At 61.0% G+C, this 17005-nt stretch carries 9 protein-coding genes; 4 read left to right on the top strand and 5 right to left on the bottom strand.

Annotated elements, in window-relative coordinates; all coding sequences use genetic code 11:
• Nucleotides 1–18 precede the first annotated feature (18 nt).
• From pdhA to GFER_RS08590, 4 genes are all read left to right on the top strand, one after another.
• The gene (pdhA, locus tag GFER_RS08605; protein ID WP_040098371.1) at nucleotides 19–1005 is read left to right on the top strand and encodes a pyruvate dehydrogenase (acetyl-transferring) E1 component subunit alpha; all 987 of its coding nucleotides are present in this window, start codon (nucleotides 19–21) and stop codon (nucleotides 1003–1005) included.
• A gap of 35 nt (nucleotides 1006–1040) precedes the next feature.
• On the top strand, nucleotides 1041–2018 hold the full coding sequence (locus GFER_RS08600; protein WP_040098369.1) for an alpha-ketoacid dehydrogenase subunit beta: 978 nt from the start codon (nucleotides 1041–1043) through the stop codon (nucleotides 2016–2018).
• A 19-nt stretch (nucleotides 2019–2037) separates the two neighbouring features.
• Nucleotides 2038–3486, top strand: coding sequence for a dihydrolipoamide acetyltransferase family protein (locus GFER_RS17660; protein WP_052446220.1), 1449 nt, complete (start codon nucleotides 2038–2040; stop codon nucleotides 3484–3486).
• Between the two features lie 84 nt (nucleotides 3487–3570).
• Nucleotides 3571–5985, top strand: coding sequence for a Lon protease family protein (locus GFER_RS08590; protein WP_040098367.1), 2415 nt, complete (start codon nucleotides 3571–3573; stop codon nucleotides 5983–5985).
• Between the two features lie 22 nt (nucleotides 5986–6007).
• On the opposite strand, the gene GFER_RS08585 is transcribed toward GFER_RS08590, so the two are convergent.
• The 5 genes from GFER_RS08585 to GFER_RS08565 form a co-directional block, all read right to left on the bottom strand.
• A complete protein-coding gene (locus tag GFER_RS08585; protein ID WP_040098365.1) occupies nucleotides 6008–9550 on the bottom strand; it encodes a hypothetical protein in 3543 nt (1180 codons plus the stop codon).
• Nucleotides 9551–9660: 110 nt separating this feature from the next.
• A complete protein-coding gene (locus GFER_RS08580) occupies nucleotides 9661–10584 on the bottom strand; it encodes a hypothetical protein (RefSeq protein WP_040098364.1) in 924 nt (307 codons plus the stop codon).
• A 40-nt stretch (nucleotides 10585–10624) separates the two neighbouring features.
• Nucleotides 10625–14884, bottom strand: a complete 4260-nt coding sequence (locus tag GFER_RS08575) for a hypothetical protein (protein ID WP_040098363.1) — start codon at nucleotides 14882–14884, stop codon at nucleotides 10625–10627.
• A gap of 1 nt (nucleotide 14885) precedes the next feature.
• Entirely contained in the window at nucleotides 14886–16466 is a 1581-nt protein-coding gene (locus GFER_RS08570) for a baseplate J/gp47 family protein (RefSeq protein WP_040098361.1), read from the bottom strand.
• The gene (locus GFER_RS08565) at nucleotides 16463–16930 is read right to left on the bottom strand and encodes a GPW/gp25 family protein (protein ID WP_040098359.1); all 468 of its coding nucleotides are present in this window, start codon (nucleotides 16928–16930) and stop codon (nucleotides 16463–16465) included. The genes GFER_RS08570 and GFER_RS08565 overlap by 4 nt, the downstream gene beginning before the upstream one ends.
• Nucleotides 16931–17005: the final 75 nt, after the last annotated feature.

The raw sequence follows: 17005 nt of genomic DNA, 5'->3' as shown, positions 1-17005 counted from the left end.
TTTTGGAAAGGGGTGACCATGAAAGACAAAAAGGAAGCGACACAACTCCAGACACAGGAACTGCTTGCCATGTATCGCGACATGGTGCGCATCCGCGAATTCGAAGAATCCTGTCCATCCCTTTACAGCCAGGGCAAGATGGGCGGTTTTCTGCATTTGTATAGCGGCCAGGAAGCGGTGGGGGTGGGCGTTGCTCATGCCATGCGCAAAGACGACTACATGATCGCCGCCTATCGTGAACACGGCCTTATTCTCGCCAAGGGGACCGATCCCGGACCGGTCATGGCCGAACTGTTCGGTAAGAAAACGGGGGTCAGCCGTGGCAAGGGCGGGTCCATGCATATGTTTGATCCCAGTGTCCGTTTCATGGGTGGTTATGGCATCGTCGGCGGCCATATTCCGCTTGCGGTGGGGATGGGCTATGCAATTCAGTACCAGGAAAAAAACGAAGTCGTGGTCTGCCTGTTCGGCGACGGGGCCACCAACCAGGGCGTTTTTCATGAAGCCATGAACCTGGCCGCTCTTTATCAGGTGCCGGTGGTCTTTGTTTGCGAAAACAATATGTACGGCATCGGCACCTCGGTAGCGCGGGCCAGCGCCGTGGAAGAACTTTTCAAAAAAAGCTGCGCCTACGAAACGCCCGGAGTCAAGGTCGATGGCATGGACGTACTTAAGGTCTATGAAGAAGTGCGCAAAGCGGTGGGCAGAGCCCGGGCCGGCGAAGGGCCAACCTATATCGAGGCATTGACCTACCGTTTTCGCGGTCATTCCATTTCCGACCCCGGAAATTATCGCAGTAAGCAGGAAAAGCAGTTGTGGCAGGAGCGCGATCCTATCCCCAATCTCGGTCACTGGCTGGTGGTCGAGGGCAAGGCGAGCGAAGACGATTTGCAGAAAATCAAGGACGAGGAAAAAAAGACGATCGAAGAAGCCATCCGCTTCGCCGAGGAAAGTCCTGACCCCGGACCCGAAGAACTCTGGACCGACGTTTATGTGGAATCCTGAACCTTAGAACCCCCTTCTCCTCAATGGAGTTACCCATGCCTTCAATTACCTGTCGTGACGCCATCAATCAGGCCCTCAAGGAAGAGCTGGAACGTGATCCCAATGTGTTTATTCTGGGAGAAGACGTCGCTCAATACGAAGGGTCGTTCAAGGTAACCAAAGGATTGCTTGCCAAGTTCGGCGATAAACGGGTTATCGACACCCCCATTTCCGAAGCCGGTTTTACCGGCATGGGGTGTGGCGCGGCCATGGTCGGTCTGCGACCCATCGTTGAGCTGATGACCGTCAATTTCGGCATCGTCGCCCTGGATCAGATCATGAACAACGTAGCGGTTATTCGTTACATGTTCGGCGGCAATGTCAAAGTGCCCCTGACCATCCGCTCTCCTGGCGGCGCCGGCAATCAACTCGGCGCCCAGCACAGCCATTCCATCGAGGCAATGCTCATGCACTGTCCGGGTCTGCGCGTGGTGGTGCCCTCGGTGCCGGCCGACGCCAAGGGCCTGCTCAAATCGGCGATCCGTTCCGATGACCCGGTATTTTTCGTCGAACATGAAGGTCTTTACGGCGTCAAAGGCGAGGTGCCCGAGGGGGAGTACACCCTTCCTCTGGGCGTGGCGGATGTCAAACGCGAGGGCAAGGATGTGACCCTCATCTGTCTGTCGAAGATGGTCTATGTCTGCCTTGATGCGGCAGAGAAATTGGCGGAAGAAGGTATTGAGGCGGAGGTGCTTGATCTGCGCGGACTCAACCCTCTCGATGTCCCGGCGATTCTCGATTCGGTGCGCAAAACCGGGCGTGCCGTCACTGTGGAGGAATGCTGGCTCACCGGCGGGTGGGGTGGAGAAATCGCCGCCATCATCATGGAGCATGCCTTTGATGCTTTGGCCGCGCCGGTGTTGCGCGTGGGTTCGGCCGATGTGCCCATGCCCTACAACAAGGCCTTGGAGCAGGCGGCCATCCCTGATGTTCGACGTGTCATGACCCGTGTTCACGAGGTGATGAAGTACTGATCATTTTCAGGAGGATTTTATGTCCCAGGAAATAAAGATGCCCAAACTCAGTGACACCATGGAGGAAGGGACGGTTCTGGAGTGGAAAATCAAAGAGGGGCAAAAGGTCAAGAAAGGCGACATCATCGCCGAGGTTGAAACGGATAAGGCCGCCATGGAGATGGAAGCCTTTGACGAAGGCGTGGTGAGCGCCATCAAGGTCAAGGAAGGCGAGACGGTCGCCGTAGGAACCGTGCTGGCGGAGTTTGAGAGCGAAGGTGGTGAATCCGCCGAGGCCGCAGAAAAAGAAGCCGAGCCGGAAAAATTGCAGGACACAGAGGACGAAGAGGCCGCCGAGGACAAAGAGGACAAAGAGGACAAAGAGGACAAAGAGGACAAAGAGGACAAAGAGGACAAAGGGGACGAAAAGGACGAAAAGGACGAAAAGGACGAAAAGGACGAAAAGGACGAAAAGGACGAAAAGGACGAAAAGGACGAAAAGGACGAAAAGGGCGAAGAGAAAGAAGAGAAAGAAGAGAAAGAAGAGAAAGAAGAGGCGGCGGAAAAGCCCAAGAGGACAAAAGAGCCGGAAAAAGAAAAAGCCGATCTGAGCAAGCGTGTCTGGGAGGTCGCCCGGGTTTCCGCGGAAGCACGAAGATTGGCTGAATCTAAAGATGTCGAGCTGCGTCGGGTGCGCGGTAGCGGTCCCGGAGGACGCATCGTGCGTGCCGACGTCGAAGAATATCTGAGCGGCCGCAAGTCTTCGCAAGATACCGCCCACCATGAGAAGCGTAAAGAGCCCCGTACAGGGGGCGAGCGTAGCGCCGCAAAAAAATCGCCGAGTCTGCGCAAGACCATCGCGCGCAAAATGACGGAAAGTTGGACCAGTACTCCGCATTTTTATGTGACAGCGGTCGTGGACATGTCGGATGTCATGCGTTTTCATCGCCAACTCGAACTTTCCGTCAACGACTTTATCCTGGCCGCCGCCGTGCGCGCCTTGAGCGCGCATCCCGAAGTCAATGCGCGCTGGCAGGACGAAGGCGTAAAAACGCTCGACAAGATCAATCTGGCGCTGGCGGTAGCCGTCGACAAGGGGCTTTACAGCCCGGTCATTCGCGACTGTGCCGGGCTTTCTCTGCGCCGGATCGGTGAAAAGGCGCGCGAGTTGGCGCGCAAGGCCAAGGACGGCAAGGTCACCCAGGAGGATCTGAGCGAGGGGACCTTTACCGTATCCAATATGGGAATGCTCGGAGTGGACTCCTTCACCGCCATCATCACCGCACCCCAGGCGGCAGCCTTGGCAGTAGGGGCGGTGACTGAAGATGTCGTCGCCGATGAGTTCGGCTCAATCCAGGTCGTGCCGCGACTGCGCCTGACACTCTCCGCCGATCACCGCGTGCTCGACGGCGCCGATGCCGCAGCGTTTCTTGATACGCTCAAAGGGTACCTGGAAGCGCCGGTGAAGTTGTTGGAATCAGCGGAATAATTGGTGTGTTGTAGGGGCGGACTGCGTCCGCCCAGGGCGCATAGATGTGGGCCCCAACCACAAGGAAAGAAATGGACTCTGCATATGGCTCTTGATCATCTGCGACTCGAAACCGATTCATTGACCTGGCGCTGTGACCCCAATCAGTTTGAATTTGAAACCACCCGCGATCTGCCCCCCCTGGAGGGAACCATTGGCCAGGAACGGGCCATGACGGCCATCGATTTCGGTCTGGGCATCAAGGACAGTGGCTTCAATGTGTTCATTCTCGGCGAACCGGGGACGGGGCGTTCCTCGACCATCAAAAAAATCCTCAATGCGCGCGCCAAAGAGCGTGAGATTCCCGACGACTGGTGCTATGTCCATGACTTTAACGATGGCACCCGGCCCGATTTTATTCGCCTGCCTGCCGGTCAGGGCAGCGAATTCAAAAAGGATGTCGATCGACTGGTCGAGCGCCTCGCCGAAGAACTTCCCAGGGTTTTTGAGAGTAAGGAGTATGAAGAGCAGAAAAGTAAAATCGCCGCCGAACATCAGGAAAAGCACAAGGCGCTTTTCCAGCAGCTTGAGCACGAGGCCGAAGAAAAAGGCTTTACTCTACAGCGCACGGTGAGTGGATTGGTCCTGGTGCCGGTGCGCGACGGCCATCCTCTCTCCCAGGAGGAGTACGAGAACCTCTCCGATGAGGAAAAAACCGACCTGGACGAGCGCGGCAGCAAGCTTCAAGACCACCTCAACGATGTGCTGCGCGATGTGCGCCGCATTGAAGAAGATGCCCGCGAAGCGACCGCGGCGATGGAGAAGGAGGTGGTCAGCTATGCCATGAAGCATCTTTTTGTCGATCTCGAACAGAAATATGCCGAGGATGAGCGCATCCTTGAGCACTTCACCAATTGCAAAAAAGACATTCTCAATCGTATCGAAGAGCTGCGGCCGAACAAAGGACCGCAGATCGCCTTGCCGGGGATTAAAATGCCACAGCAGGAAGCTTCCTTCGATCGCTATCTGGTCAACCTGTTCGTCGATAATCATGGGTTGGAAGGTGCGCCGGTGGTCTATGAGGCCAACCCGACCTATTTCAATCTCTTCGGCCGCATCGAACACGTTATCCAGATGGGCAACGCCACCACTGATTACAAAATGATCAAGCCTGGAGCTCTGCATCGCGCCAACGGCGGCTATCTGATTCTTGACTGTCGCGAGGTGCTGATCAATCTCTTTTCCTACGAGGCGCTCAAACGCTGCATTCGCAACAAGGAAGTCAAAATCGAAGATATGACCGAGCAGTTTCGTCTTCTTGCCACGGTCAGCCTCAAACCCAGGCCGGTTCCTCTCGATTGCAAGATCATCATGATCGGGACGCCGCTTTTTTATTACCTGCTGTTTCAATACGACACGGATTTTCGCAAGTATTTCAAGGTCAAGGCCGATTTCGATCGCATGATGAAGAACACCTGGGAGAACGCCCAGCAATATGCTCTTTTCATCGGCGCCAAGTGCCGTGATGAAGCGCTGCTGCATTTCGACCCGACGGCGGTGGCGCGAACCGTGGAGCACTCGGCGCGCCTCACTGAAGATCAGGCGCGCTTTTCCTCCTGTTTTCTCGAAATCGCCAATCTCATTCGCGAGGCGGCGTTTTACGCTGAACGTGACGGTGGTGACCGGGTGGCGGCCGAGCATGTGGAGTTGGCCATCGAGGCGCGTACCTATAGGTGCAACAAGGTCGAAGAAAAAATTCAGGAATTCATCGAGGACGGCACTCTGCTGGTCGATACCGAAGGTGCCGTGGTCGGTCAGATTAACGGCCTGACCGTTTATCAGTTGGGCGATTACAGCTTCGGCAAGCCGGTGCGTCTGACGGTGCGTACCTACCTCGGCAAGGGCGGCATGGTCAACATCGAGCGTGAGGTCAAGCTCAGCGGCCCCATTCACGATAAGGGCGTGATGATCTTCTCGGGATTCTTCGGTGAGCGCTTCGCTCAAGATAAGCCTCTGGCTCTGGCCGCCTCCATCTGTTTCGAGCAATCCTATGCCGGCGTCGAGGGCGACAGCGCCTCCTGCGCGGAACTTTATGCACTGCTCTCATCCCTGGCGCAGGTTCCCATTAAGCAAGGCATCGCCGTGACCGGGTCGGTCAACCAGCGCGGCCAGGTGCAGCCCATCGGCGGCGTTAACGAAAAAATCGAAGGTTTTTACCTGGTGTGCAAGGCTAAAGGGCTTACCGGCGAGCAGGGCGTGATCATTCCGGAGGCCAACCGCAGGAACCTCATGCTGAACAAAATGGTGCGCGAGGCGGTGGAGCAGGGCCGCTTCCATATCTGGTCGGTGACCTCGGTGGATGAGGGCATTGAAATTCTTACCGGCATGGCGGCCGGTGAACGCGACGCGGAAGGCCGCTGGGCAGAAAATACGATCAACCAGAAGGTCGATCAGCGTTTGCTCAAGATGGCGGAAACCCTGCGCAAGTTCGGTAAGGGAGAAGAAAAAAACGAGAAATGACGGCGTTTTTCGCCGCCATTTCTCACGCGGGGCGGTCCTTCTTATTGGTCGCGTCGCCCGCCAGTTGACCCAGGGTCAGGGTGCGGAGCGCGTGATTGTCCAGGAGCAGATGCTGGGTGCGCAAGCCTTTGTGCAGACGCGCGGCGCGCTCCAGGGGCTGGCCGCTGAGGCGCGCCAACTCTTCGGTGGACAAGGCCATGAGTTCGCCCACGGTATATTCGGCGAGCATGGGAAAAGACAGACATTGGCCGGCGCCTTCAAGGACCAGTTCCGCGGCAGCCTTGATTTCAAGCAATCGCCCCGGCGGAATCCCCTCGATCTGACGGGCAGGGTGCAGTCTCGCCAGTTCGCCGATGGTGGTAATCTGTTGCCGCTCCAGAAGTTCCATGTAGCGCGGTCCCACCCCTGAAATGTGAATGACCGGTTGCTCAGCCAGGGCGGCGAGCGCGATGCCTGCCCCGGGGGGAAGGGATGAGACAAGAAAGGCTTGCGCGATCTGCGAGGTTTGAACGACCCCGCGGGTGACGGCTCTTGGGGGGTTTGCCGGCAGATCATAGGTGACCTTCAGGTCGCTGACTTTGAGCCGTCCGGGCGACTCGCCAAGGAAGGTTAGAGGCACGGCGAGGGTGTCGATTTTTTCCAGACGTACCTCCGCAATGCGCAGAGCACTCTGCCCCCGGGGTTGCACCAGGCGTAACTCCGCCTGCGCGGCTCCGGCGGGGGCGCTGCCTTGCCAGGCATGCCCGCCAAACCCACGCTCGTCAAGGGGTAGCGTTAGGGCTTCAAGGGTCGCGAGATCTCTCCCCCGCCACAGCAGTTCGAACCGCGCACGCTCCTCGAGCGGTCGCGCTTCTTCCGTCACTGCAGTGCTCAAGGCATGCATCCGCAGACGAAATTCAGTTCCTGCGGTAACTTCGAACTCCTGGCTCAGAATCGCCTCTTCCGGGCCGTCGCCGCGTAACACCATCCCGCCTTGCGCATGTTGCTCCACCCAGCCGCTCTCGATGTGCCACTGCTCGGGTATCTCCACGCCGTTGAGCGTTTCCCAGCGTGAGAAATCCCCATTACGGGTAAGGTGGGTAGTGGGATGCAGAGACAACTCATCAAGCAGCAGCGCATAGGAGTCGGCTGCCTCGTGCAGCAGCCGCAATTCGCCGCGTACGGCATCCTGTGGCGGAGTCAGTCGTGCCTCCAGCAGCGTGCCGGGAGAAACCAGGGCTGCGTTGCGCATGACGTCCAGACGCGCGGCGGCGATCTCCAGGGAGTTTCCGGCGGCGTCAAACCACCCCACTTCCCAGCGCGGCGCCTGCGCCCCTTCAGGGGAGCAGGGCGCACATCCCTGGGGGGCGCAGGGCGAACACTCGGTCGCAGGGGCGGCTTCCAGCACACCATAGCGCAATTGCAGCAGATACTCGACTCCGGGAGCCACCGCGAACTCTTGGCTGAGGCGGGCTTGCGTTTCCTGGGTGGTTGAAACTTCGCCCTCGGCGAAACAGGCCGGACGCCAGGTCTGCTCAATGACCCCCAGGCCCGTTGTGCTCATGAGGCCGCCCAGGTGCGTTGTGCGTAAGCCCTGCTCAATTAAGCTGGGACCGGCAAGCAGCAGGCTGGTGCGTGATTCGTTGAAATCCGTGGCATTAAGGCGCACCCGGTGACTGTGTGAGGCGGTTCCCTGCCAGCACTCGGGTAGTCCCTGTCCGCACCAGGGATGCAGGCACAGGTTGGCGCCGCTTGCGGATTGCAGGGTCAGAAACCGCCCCGCGCCGCTGGCGCCTACGGTGAGCGTGGCGATCGTTTCGCCCAGGGTGCGGTTGATCGCCCCCACGATTTCTTCAGCCTGGGTACGCCGTGGTTCGGCTCCGGCGCAGTCGATGCGCACGGGCGGGCCATCCCCGATGGAGAGCCTGATGTAGCGCTCATGGCTCAAATTGAGGCCGCGTGACAAGTCCACGTTGCTGTTGATCATCCAATAGCAGAAGCTGTCGAAACCGAACAGGCGGCGGGTCGCGTCCTGGGGCCCAGGCAGGGCGAAATCGGGATTGCACAAAGGGGGCTGGTCGGGAGAGGGGCCGGAGACCTCCGGCTGGTCGAGATGTTCGCGCAGTTTCTGCGCGAAGTCGAAGGAAAACTCAATCTTACCCGCCGCGGCGTACTCGTCGAGGCGGCGGCGCACTGCGGATGGGCCTTCACCGATCTGCAACTGAACCGGCAGGCTGAAGCGCTGCGGCATATGGCGCAGGCGATATTCGGCGGCAAGCGGCGCCGCCAGACCCGTGCCGCTTGCCGTGCGCCAGGAAAGGCCGCCATCGCGGCTGCATTGCAGGGGCGGATGGAGGGCATCACCCTGGTCCACGCTCCAGAAAGCCTCGCCGTCGCGGCTCTGCACCACCAGCCAGTAACGCTCTCCAGGCAGAAGACGCAACGCCTCCGCCAGATCGGCGCTGCCCCAGACGCTGCCATCGGGTAACTCTTTGCCCACGCTGACCTCAGCACTTGCGAGAATTTCCCCCGTCGGCTTGCCGTCGGCATCGCTCATCAGGCTCAGGTGCAGGCCGGCCAAGCCCGGTTGGGTGTTGGCCAGGGGCAGATCGACGGCGGTCAATTCGATTTCCCTGGTCGGGGTCAAGGCTTGGGCCAGGGTGCAGTGGGGTGAAAGGGTGAGCGCGCCGAGGGCAGGCATGGCCCCCGCTTCGCCCATGGCCAGACGGCTCGGGTCGAAAGTGCCGCGAATGGCCGCGCTGGTACGCCCCTCCACGGGAACCGCGCCGCGCGGCAGACGCACGGTGAGCAGTCCCTCCTCGCTGCCCGGCAGGGTCGAGAAGTCATAGGGCAGATCCACTTCGGAGAGGTGCGGCGGCAGGATCGACTGCTCCAAAAGGTAATCGATGCTGAGGGTGATGTCGAGGCGCGCCAGGGTATCTGAATGCACCACTAACGGAATGTGGTAAAAGCCATTTTGCGCTTCGGTCGTGGTCAGAAAAAAATTGAGCACATCGGCGAAATCGGGGGAGGTTTGCATCTTGGACAACTCGCCGAGATGCACCCAGAAGGGGGCCATCTGGCCGAGGCTCACCTGCAGGTTGCTCGCCACGCTGCGAATGCTCACCGAGGCCAGGTTGAAGGAGCGGGGGGCCTGGTGCAGTTTGAAGCGGGTAACGGTCAGGCCCGGCAGGTCGAGTTGTGGATTTGGAGGATCGAAATTGACCTGCCAGGGAGATGCGGATGAATTAAACGTGCCGTCCTGCGCGACTCCGACATAGGCGCCCCCCATGTCGACCTGCAGGGTCGCGGTGCCGGTGGCGCCCGGCCGGGGGGTCACCGCCGCCAGGGTGCGGCGCGCGCGAAAGTCGACCTCAAGGTCATTGCCGGAAAGCCTCTTCACCGCTCCCAACTCCCCCTGGCCGTTGCTGAAGGTGATGGTTTCCTGCTGCGAGGAGAATTGCGGCGGTGCCAGGGTCACGACGGCCCGGGTCGCCACCGCCCCGACCGGCAGAGTACGCAGCCACAAGGTCAAATCCCCTTCGAAGCGCTCATTTTGTCCTGAATAGGTTTCCGTCAATTTCATAGCGTCATCGCCCGCGCCCTGGTTGGTTGGTTTTACCCGGATCTCAGGGATCCAGGTTTAATGTAGGGGCGCGGCAGGCCGCACCCCTGTGGTGTCATTATGTTCGGTCATCAACTGCGCATGAGAATCATCAGGTCCACCGGCGAAACGTTTGCCGTCAGGCCTTTCACTTCCAGGTAGATGGTATTGTAATTGACCTGGGCGAGCAGCGCGCGGCATCCCCCTTCGACTTCGCGTATGGCGTCGATAGGTCTGAGTTCGTTGATCGGTCGTTCCGTGGGCTGCGCGGTGTCGAAGGATGCGCCGCGGCAGACCGTCTCTCCTACCAGAACCCGAACGGGCAGCATCGCCACATAGAGATCGTTCCACTGATCGGCCTTCTTTAACTCGGCCACCGTACGGCGCTGACCGCAGCATTCGCGCACCCAGTCGGTCTGACAATGGTCGATTTCGTCGTTGGGGGTCAGCATGAAAGATTCCCAGAAATCGTTGAGAACGTCTTCAATGGTGTTTTCATCGTCATATTCGGTTCCGACCTCATCGAGAAGTTGGGCGAAGGGCAAGCCCAGACGCACTTTTTCGCGATAGACCTGATGAGCCAGATTGTATTTTTCGGCGTCGGCGTGGCCGTAATAAAACAGCAGCTTGCAGGGTTTGTCGTTGACTTCAGCGACGGTTTCGAGTCGGTAGATGTCGACCAGAGGGAAACGGCCGAGTTTGTGATGCAGCAGAACCTTGTCGAGTTCCGGCGTGAAACGCTTGATGAAGCGTCGGTAGCCGGCGACGCCTTCATGGTCGTGTACTTCTGCGGCATAACGCTTGTCGAGAAGATCGGTCCATTCCGTGGCGCTTTTGCCGTCGAATTTTTCGGCATTGTCGGCCCGTGATACGCCCTCCTCGATAATCTCTTCCTTGGCGGCGGCGGTTTTGGCCGCGATGTCTTCCTGGACCTTGCACTGCATGTCGTTCCAGTTTTCCGCCGTGATCAGGTCGCCGGGGGTCGAAGGTACATAGGGTGTGCAATCGTTGCTCATGATCTGTTCTCCTTTGTGAGTATTAAGGGACGGTTTCACTTCAAGTTCGGTCGCGCGTGATCTTGACCTCGATACCCGCAGCCTTGGCCTGCAACAGACCGATCGTTGAAGGTTTGAGAAGGTCGCTCGTTAGAGCCGGCAGAGGTGCGCCCAGCACGATGCCGCGGGCATTTTCGAAGCGTCCGCCTTCAAATTCGAGGCTGACATCGAACAGTGCGGCGCCGGATTTGCGTGCCGCGATGCGAATGCGGTTGCCGGCCGCACCGGGAATTTTGGCTTCGATTTCCAGAAAGCCCTGAAAACCCTCTTCCGTCAGATAAATGCGCGCCGCTTGGCCGTTGCTGCCGAGAGACAGGGAGCGCGCCTTGCGAAAAGGCATGGCGACCGGCTGCCAGCCCAAGGGTACGTTGGGAACGATCTGCGCCTTGACCAACTTGGAGGAGGTGTTGAGGCGCGTGGGCAGATAATCGGGATCGCTATCCGGTTCGGTAACGCTGAAAGGATAGAATTCCGGTGACGCGTCGGGCAGCGCAAAGCGCGCTTCATTGAAACGTCCGCCGAAGCGCGGCGGCAGGTCGGCGGGCAGGTTGACGGTAAAAGCGCCCGGTTGATGCTCGACCCAGTGCAGGCTGATATGCGTCGGGGGTTCGGGGTCTGCTCCCGGCGGCCAGGCAAAGACCGGTGCCAGGGGCCCGTCGGCGAGGCGGAAGAAGCGGCTCAGATTGAAAATACCGCGCGTGCGGCACAGACCGCCGGTGAAGCGGCCGCTGTCGAAATGGGCAGAATTGAAACGGTGGCCCAGGCAATTGACGAACAACCAGCGGTTGCGTCCGCGGGCAAGGCGCAATATGCCGGAATGCTCTCCCTCAAGATGAATTTTGTCCGCGGCCATGGGGTGGCAGGCGCCATCAACGGCGATGCGCTCGGCGCGTATTTCGTTTGCGGCATCGCGCCATACGCGCGCGCGTTCACCGGGATTCAGAGCGATGAGCAAAGCGATGCGCCAACCTGCGGCGACATCGGCCACACTCGGCCCGACGACACCCTGCTCGGTGCGAAACTCGGCTTCGGCATAGACGTCTGCGGCGCCATCGTTGTTGAGATCAAGTGCTTCGCCGTAGCGCATAACCGCTGAAACTTCGCGCGGCGCCGGAGGATATTCGATGACCTCGAGGTGCCGCAAGGGTATCAGACTCAGGCGGCTGTCTTCACCGCTAAGGGGCGAGGTGAGTTGCAGGCGGTCGTCGTCGGTCAGGGCGGCTAGACCGGGAAACACCCGGTTGATGGCGGCGACGATTTCATCGCCGAAGGTGCGCCCAGGTGCGGCCCCGGCGACTTCCACATCAGCGGCCCGCCCGCCGTCAACCGCGAGGCGTAGCAGACTGCGGCGACTCAGATCGACCCCCGCGAGCAGATCGACCTCGCCTGCGAGAACGGCCGGTGCGGGGACGCTGCCGCGGGCGTCACTGATTCCCGGCCCGAGCAATTTCAAGGCGGCATCACCTGCCTCGGCCGCGGCGAGACCCAGGCGACCGGCAGCGCCACTGGTCGGCGAGCTGAGCATCAGGCGGGAGCCGTCATGTGTCGCAACCTCCGCGCCTGCCTGGATGTTGATGGCGGCGATGATTTCGTCGAGGGTCGCAGCGGCAGGATCGGCGGTACCTGACGCGCAATCCAGGTCGTGCGGCGGTTGGTCGTCGATGCCCAGGCGCAGGAAGCGCCGCACCCCTAGGTCGACTCCCCCCGTAAGATCCTTGATCCCCAAAAGCTGTGCAGGCCGTGCGTCTTCTCCCTGGTAGCTGCGCGGCGGGGCGATGCCGAAGATTTGCAAGCCGGCATCGCTACCGGAGGGCGCTGCGAACTCCACACGACTTAGGGTGCCGATGGAAGGTGAGTACAGGTTGAGGTAACGTCCATCGTGGCGCGCGATGTTCTGTCCCAGAGCCAGATTGATGGTCAGCATGAGCTGATTGAGGTTTTTATGAACCGGGTCTTCCCCGGTCAGGGCAATATCGACGGGAGTCTCGCCGTCGATGCCGATTTTCACGGCGGCATGCGCCGGCAGATCGACGCCTTCGCTCAGATCGACGGTGCCGGTGAAGGTGACGCCGGTTGCCGCTTTGCCCCGGACGGTGCCTTCGGGAAGTCCCAGCAGCAGCTCGCGGGCATCCAGGCCCTGGCTCGGCAGAATCCGCACCCGGCTGCCGGCGCCGCTGCTCGCAGAGGCGAGGGACAGGTATCTGCCATCATGGGCGGCGATCTCCGCTCCCAAGGTTCCGTTAATGGCCTTGGTGATCTCGACCAGGGTCGCGGCACGGGGCCGCGGTCCGGCACAATCGATCTCCATGGGCGCTCCATCATCGAGGGCCAAGCGCAGGAACCGGCCGTCGCGCAGATCGGCGCCGCGGCTCAGATCGACGCTGCCGGTCAAGCGGGCGCCGGTGGCAGGAGTGCCGCGTGCCTCAGCGGCGATGACGCCGAACACTGCCGGGGCCGCCTCGTCGAGGATCGGGGTCCGGGTAAGGAAGCGGCGCACCTGATGCATTTCCAGGGCCTGTACCGCCAATCGGCTGGAGGCGCCGCTGGTGGGTGAGGTGAGCAGCAGATGCCGACCATCATGGCCGGCAACTGGTGAAGCCAGGGTGTCATTGATGGCCGTGATCATTTCGCCGAGGCTCACCTGCCGACGATCGGCGGCAGCGGCGCGCAGGTTGATCATAATGGGTGGTGCGCCGTCCACGGCAAGGTGCAGTTGGTGCAGGGCGGCCAGATCTGCGCCGCCGGAAAGGTCCGGCTGGCCGATGACCTGCGCCTGGCGCGCCGCGCTGCCCTGATAAAAGCGGGGTTTCAGACCGAGGAGCAATTCGCTCGCGTCGCCTTCGTCGGCGAAGGCAAGCTCGATGCTCGCCGAGGCGCCGCCGGCTGGTGAGCTGAGGATGAGGCGACGCCCGTTGTGGCTCGCCAACTCCAGACCCAGAGCCGTGTTGATGGCGGCGACGATTTCGGGCAGCAGGGTGCGTGCCGGGTCGACTCCGGCACAGTTGATGGTCAAGGCCGCGCCGCCGTTGACACGCAGGGCCAGGTTCGCGGCAGTGCCGAGGTCGATACCCGGAGACAGATCGACCGCGCCGACCAGTCGCGCAGGGGCCGCGTCGCTGCCCAGAATCAAGGGTGCAACGCTGCCGAACAGGCGTTCAACGGCGTCCTGTGCGGCGGCTTTGAAGAATTCAATGCGGCTGCCCAGGCCGACCGTGGGCGAAGTCAGGCTCAGGCGCGCACCATCATGGTCGGCCAGGGTAAAACCCAGGGCATTGTTGATGGCGTCGCATACTTCGTCGAGACTGGTGTCGGCGGGGATGGCCCCGGCGCAGTCGATTTCGGTGAGATGCGCGCCGTCGATGAAGAGGCGCAAAAAGCGTTCCTGGCTGAGATCGATCCCGCCCCCATGCTCTTTCTGCGCCCTGAGTTGCGCCGGGGCGGCGTCGTGCCCTGTATAATGGCGCGGCGGCAGCGCGAGCAGGGTCGAAGCGGCGTCATGGGGACCATCGAGAATATCCAGGCGGCTGGCCGGACCCTGGGTGGGCGAAACCAGGCGCACGCGGCGGCCGTCGTGCCCGGCGACGGTCTGGCCTAAGGCGTTGTTGATGGCGCTGCTTATTTCGTCAAGGCTCACGGCAGACGCATCCACGGCGCCCGTAGTCAGTGCGATGGTCACGGGCGCTGCGCCGTCGACCACCAGATGCAGATTGTCGGCTTGGCGCAGATCGACCCCAGCAGAGAGATCGAGATTCCCCGTGAATTCTGCCGCCGTAGCGTCGCTGCCTTCGACAAGGGTTTCGGTGATGCCGAGCACCAGCCGAGCCGCATCCGCGCCCTGGGACTCGCGTGTCACCAGGGCATCCGTGTCGCGGTGCCACCAGCAGTCCATATGCGCGTAGTCATCGACGATGTGCAAAGCCAGGGCCTCCGCCGTGATGCGCAGCGCACCCTGCACTGTGACCGTGCCTTCAATGAAGGTGCGGATGTAGCGCTTGAGATGTTCGCGAAACTCCTCGACGCTCTCGTCGGGTCGCGGCGCAAGACCGTAGAGCGCACCGATGCGGGCCAGATCGTCGATGAGTTCGGCGCCGCGATCGGCATGATCGACCCAGTGGGCGAGCATCACCGCCGCCAGGCTGTTTTCGCCCTTGAGCAGTTCGCTGCCGAAAGCGTCCACCAGGCTGTAGAGCACGCTGGGGCGCGGCAAAGCGCGAAAGGTTTGCGGCAGATAGCTGAGGATACGCTCGGTTTTCGTCGGCATCTCAGCCCTCCTCCAGCGCAATGTCGGCAGGCTCCAGATCGAGCACCACCCACCAGTCCTCGCCCTCGACTTGCGCGATTACGGAAAACGTGCCCGCTTCGATTTCTTCATCTGTGGCGCGCTCGCCCGTCGGTCCCCGGACCAGCGAGCGATCGGCAATGCGGCGACCGCCGGGGGGCGTGGGCGCGCTGCCCGCGAGAATCTGGTCGATGGCTTCGCGCATTGCCATCACATCGCCGGTCGGCAAACCGCTCACCGCGGCGGTCAATGCATCCGCAAGGGATTCTCCAGCGGGGGTGCCCAGATCGCTGCGCCAGGCCATGACGTCGACGATGGTTGCGTCTGTGATCTCCTTGGGCGTTGTGAAAGCCGCCGCCAATTCGCTGCCTTCTGCCGAGTCGCCGGCGGTCAAGCCGTCAACGTAGGCCTGCACCGCCGCAATGATTTCGGCCTTGACCTTGTCTTTGCCGGCGGCGGTCAGCCCGGCGGAGATTTTCACTCGCGCGCGCGGTTTGAAAAACACATAACGCGCTACCAGGGTCGCCAGAACCCCGGCGGCACGGGTTTCGTGCACCGCCGCCTGCAAGCTGGGGAAGCGCTCGGGCTCGGCCTCCACCAGCAGCGTGACGGTGCCGAGGGGCGCCTGCTTGGCGGGCGGTCCGGAAGGATCCCAGTATTCCACCAACTCGCCGCGCCCTTCGAAGATCACCCGTGCCAGAGCCGCGAGGGTGCCCTTGCCCAGGGCGCGCAGCACGGCGCGGGCGCGGGTGCGCAGTTCCTCATCCGTTTCATCCTTGGCGCCGAGAAAGGTCGCTTCGAAATTGGTTACCCGGGCGATGCCGGCGATGGGCGCGGCCAGGGTGGTGATCTTGCCCGCCTCGACCTTGCCCGCTTCGCCCTTGAAGTCTTCGCCGGCGCGAATCGGCACGTCGATGCGCACCTGGCCCCGCTGCAGGGTGCGCTGTTGGGTGGTGACGAAACTCGCTTCGCCCTTTTCCGTGGTCAGAACCACGGCTTCGGGGATGGTGATGTTGCCTTCCACCTCCGGATCGCGGAAGAAGGTCGCCAATCCCACGGCATAGTCCTTGGTCTGACGCACCACGCCGAGAATCGCAACCACCAGATCAAGAGAGGTGCCCTCGGCGGTGTCGATGAAGCCGGCGAGATAGGCCTGATTGATCTGCTGGTATACGGTCGCGATCTCGCGGCCGATGGCCTCGGAGAGGGTGCGGGTGACGCTGCCGACGTTGATGTCGGTGAGGGGCGAGTCGCTCTCGCGGCGGAAATAGTCGACATAGAAGGTCGTTTCGTCGTCGGGTCGCGTGCCGCCCGGCTGCCAGACCACGGCGTTGTCGCCCTCACTGAAGAGAAAGTCGATCTCCTTTTGGAAGTTGTGAGGCGCGCGTCCACGGGTGCCGGTGATGCCGCGGATTTCCCGCGCCGGCTCGGCCAGGGGATAAAGATCTTCCTTGACATCGAAGATGATGGGTTCGTTGACCACCCCGCCGACCACAGCGGTGAGAATGTCGTCGACGATCTCCTGATAAGGGCGTTCGATCAAATTGCGGGTATCGCCGTTCATGGCGTAGCTCCTTCGAAAAAGAAGGGAAAGACCAGATTCAGCTCGGTGTCACTGTCGATCACCTTGACCCTGGCCCGAATGTCCACCTGAGTGGGTTGACTGCGCCGCGTGGTGACGCTGACCGCGAGGACTTCCCTGACCCGCGGTTCGGCCTGCAGGGCGAGCAGGGTGTAGAGTTTGGCGCGGTTGCGGTTGGTTTCGGTATTGGGCTCGCCGATCAACTCGTACAGGCGGCAGCCGTAATCGGGATGCCCGAGTTGCGCCAGTTCACCCACCGGAGTGAGAAAGCGCAACAGCAGCGCCTGTTGCAGATTTTCCACCTGCGTCAGCGTCGCCAGATCCACCTTCCCGGTTTCGGTTCGGGTGCGGATGAACAGGTCGCTGCCCCGCATGCGCGAATTCTGCTGTTCCAGATCGCCGAGCAGCCGCAGGTCGGTACCTAAGCGGGTAAAATCATCAGACATGGAATACCTCTATCGATTGAAGAGCTTTTTAACACCAGGGCACCAACAAACCTTCAAAAGCGACAGGATTTACAA

Source organism: Geoalkalibacter ferrihydriticus DSM 17813, assembly GCF_000820505.1.
In the GTDB taxonomy this organism is placed as follows: Bacteria; Desulfobacterota; Desulfuromonadia; order Desulfuromonadales; family Geoalkalibacteraceae; genus Geoalkalibacter; species Geoalkalibacter ferrihydriticus.
The sequence above is the reverse complement of the archived record's forward strand: the minus strand, read 5'-3'. Positions and strand labels throughout refer to the sequence as shown.

Excerpts from the sequence above, each read along its gene's own strand:
- pdhA (WP_040098371.1), top strand. The coding sequence starts at position 19 with ATGAAAGACAAAAAGGAAGCGACACAACTCCAGACACAGGAACTGCTT.
- GFER_RS08600 (WP_040098369.1), top strand. The coding sequence starts at position 1,041 with ATGCCTTCAATTACCTGTCGTGACGCCATCAATCAGGCCCTCAAGGAA.
- GFER_RS17660 (WP_052446220.1), top strand. The coding sequence starts at position 2,038 with ATGTCCCAGGAAATAAAGATGCCCAAACTCAGTGACACCATGGAGGAA.
- GFER_RS08590 (WP_040098367.1), top strand. The coding sequence starts at position 3,571 with ATGGCTCTTGATCATCTGCGACTCGAAACCGATTCATTGACCTGGCGC.
- GFER_RS08585 (WP_040098365.1), bottom strand. The coding sequence starts at position 9,550 with ATGAAATTGACGGAAACCTATTCAGGACAAAATGAGCGCTTCGAAGGG.
- GFER_RS08580 (WP_040098364.1), bottom strand. The coding sequence starts at position 10,584 with ATGAGCAACGATTGCACACCCTATGTACCTTCGACCCCCGGCGACCTG.
- GFER_RS08575 (WP_040098363.1), bottom strand. The coding sequence starts at position 14,884 with ATGCCGACGAAAACCGAGCGTATCCTCAGCTATCTGCCGCAAACCTTT.
- GFER_RS08570 (WP_040098361.1), bottom strand. The coding sequence starts at position 16,466 with ATGAACGGCGATACCCGCAATTTGATCGAACGCCCTTATCAGGAGATC.
- GFER_RS08565 (WP_040098359.1), bottom strand. The coding sequence starts at position 16,930 with ATGTCTGATGATTTTACCCGCTTAGGTACCGACCTGCGGCTGCTCGGC.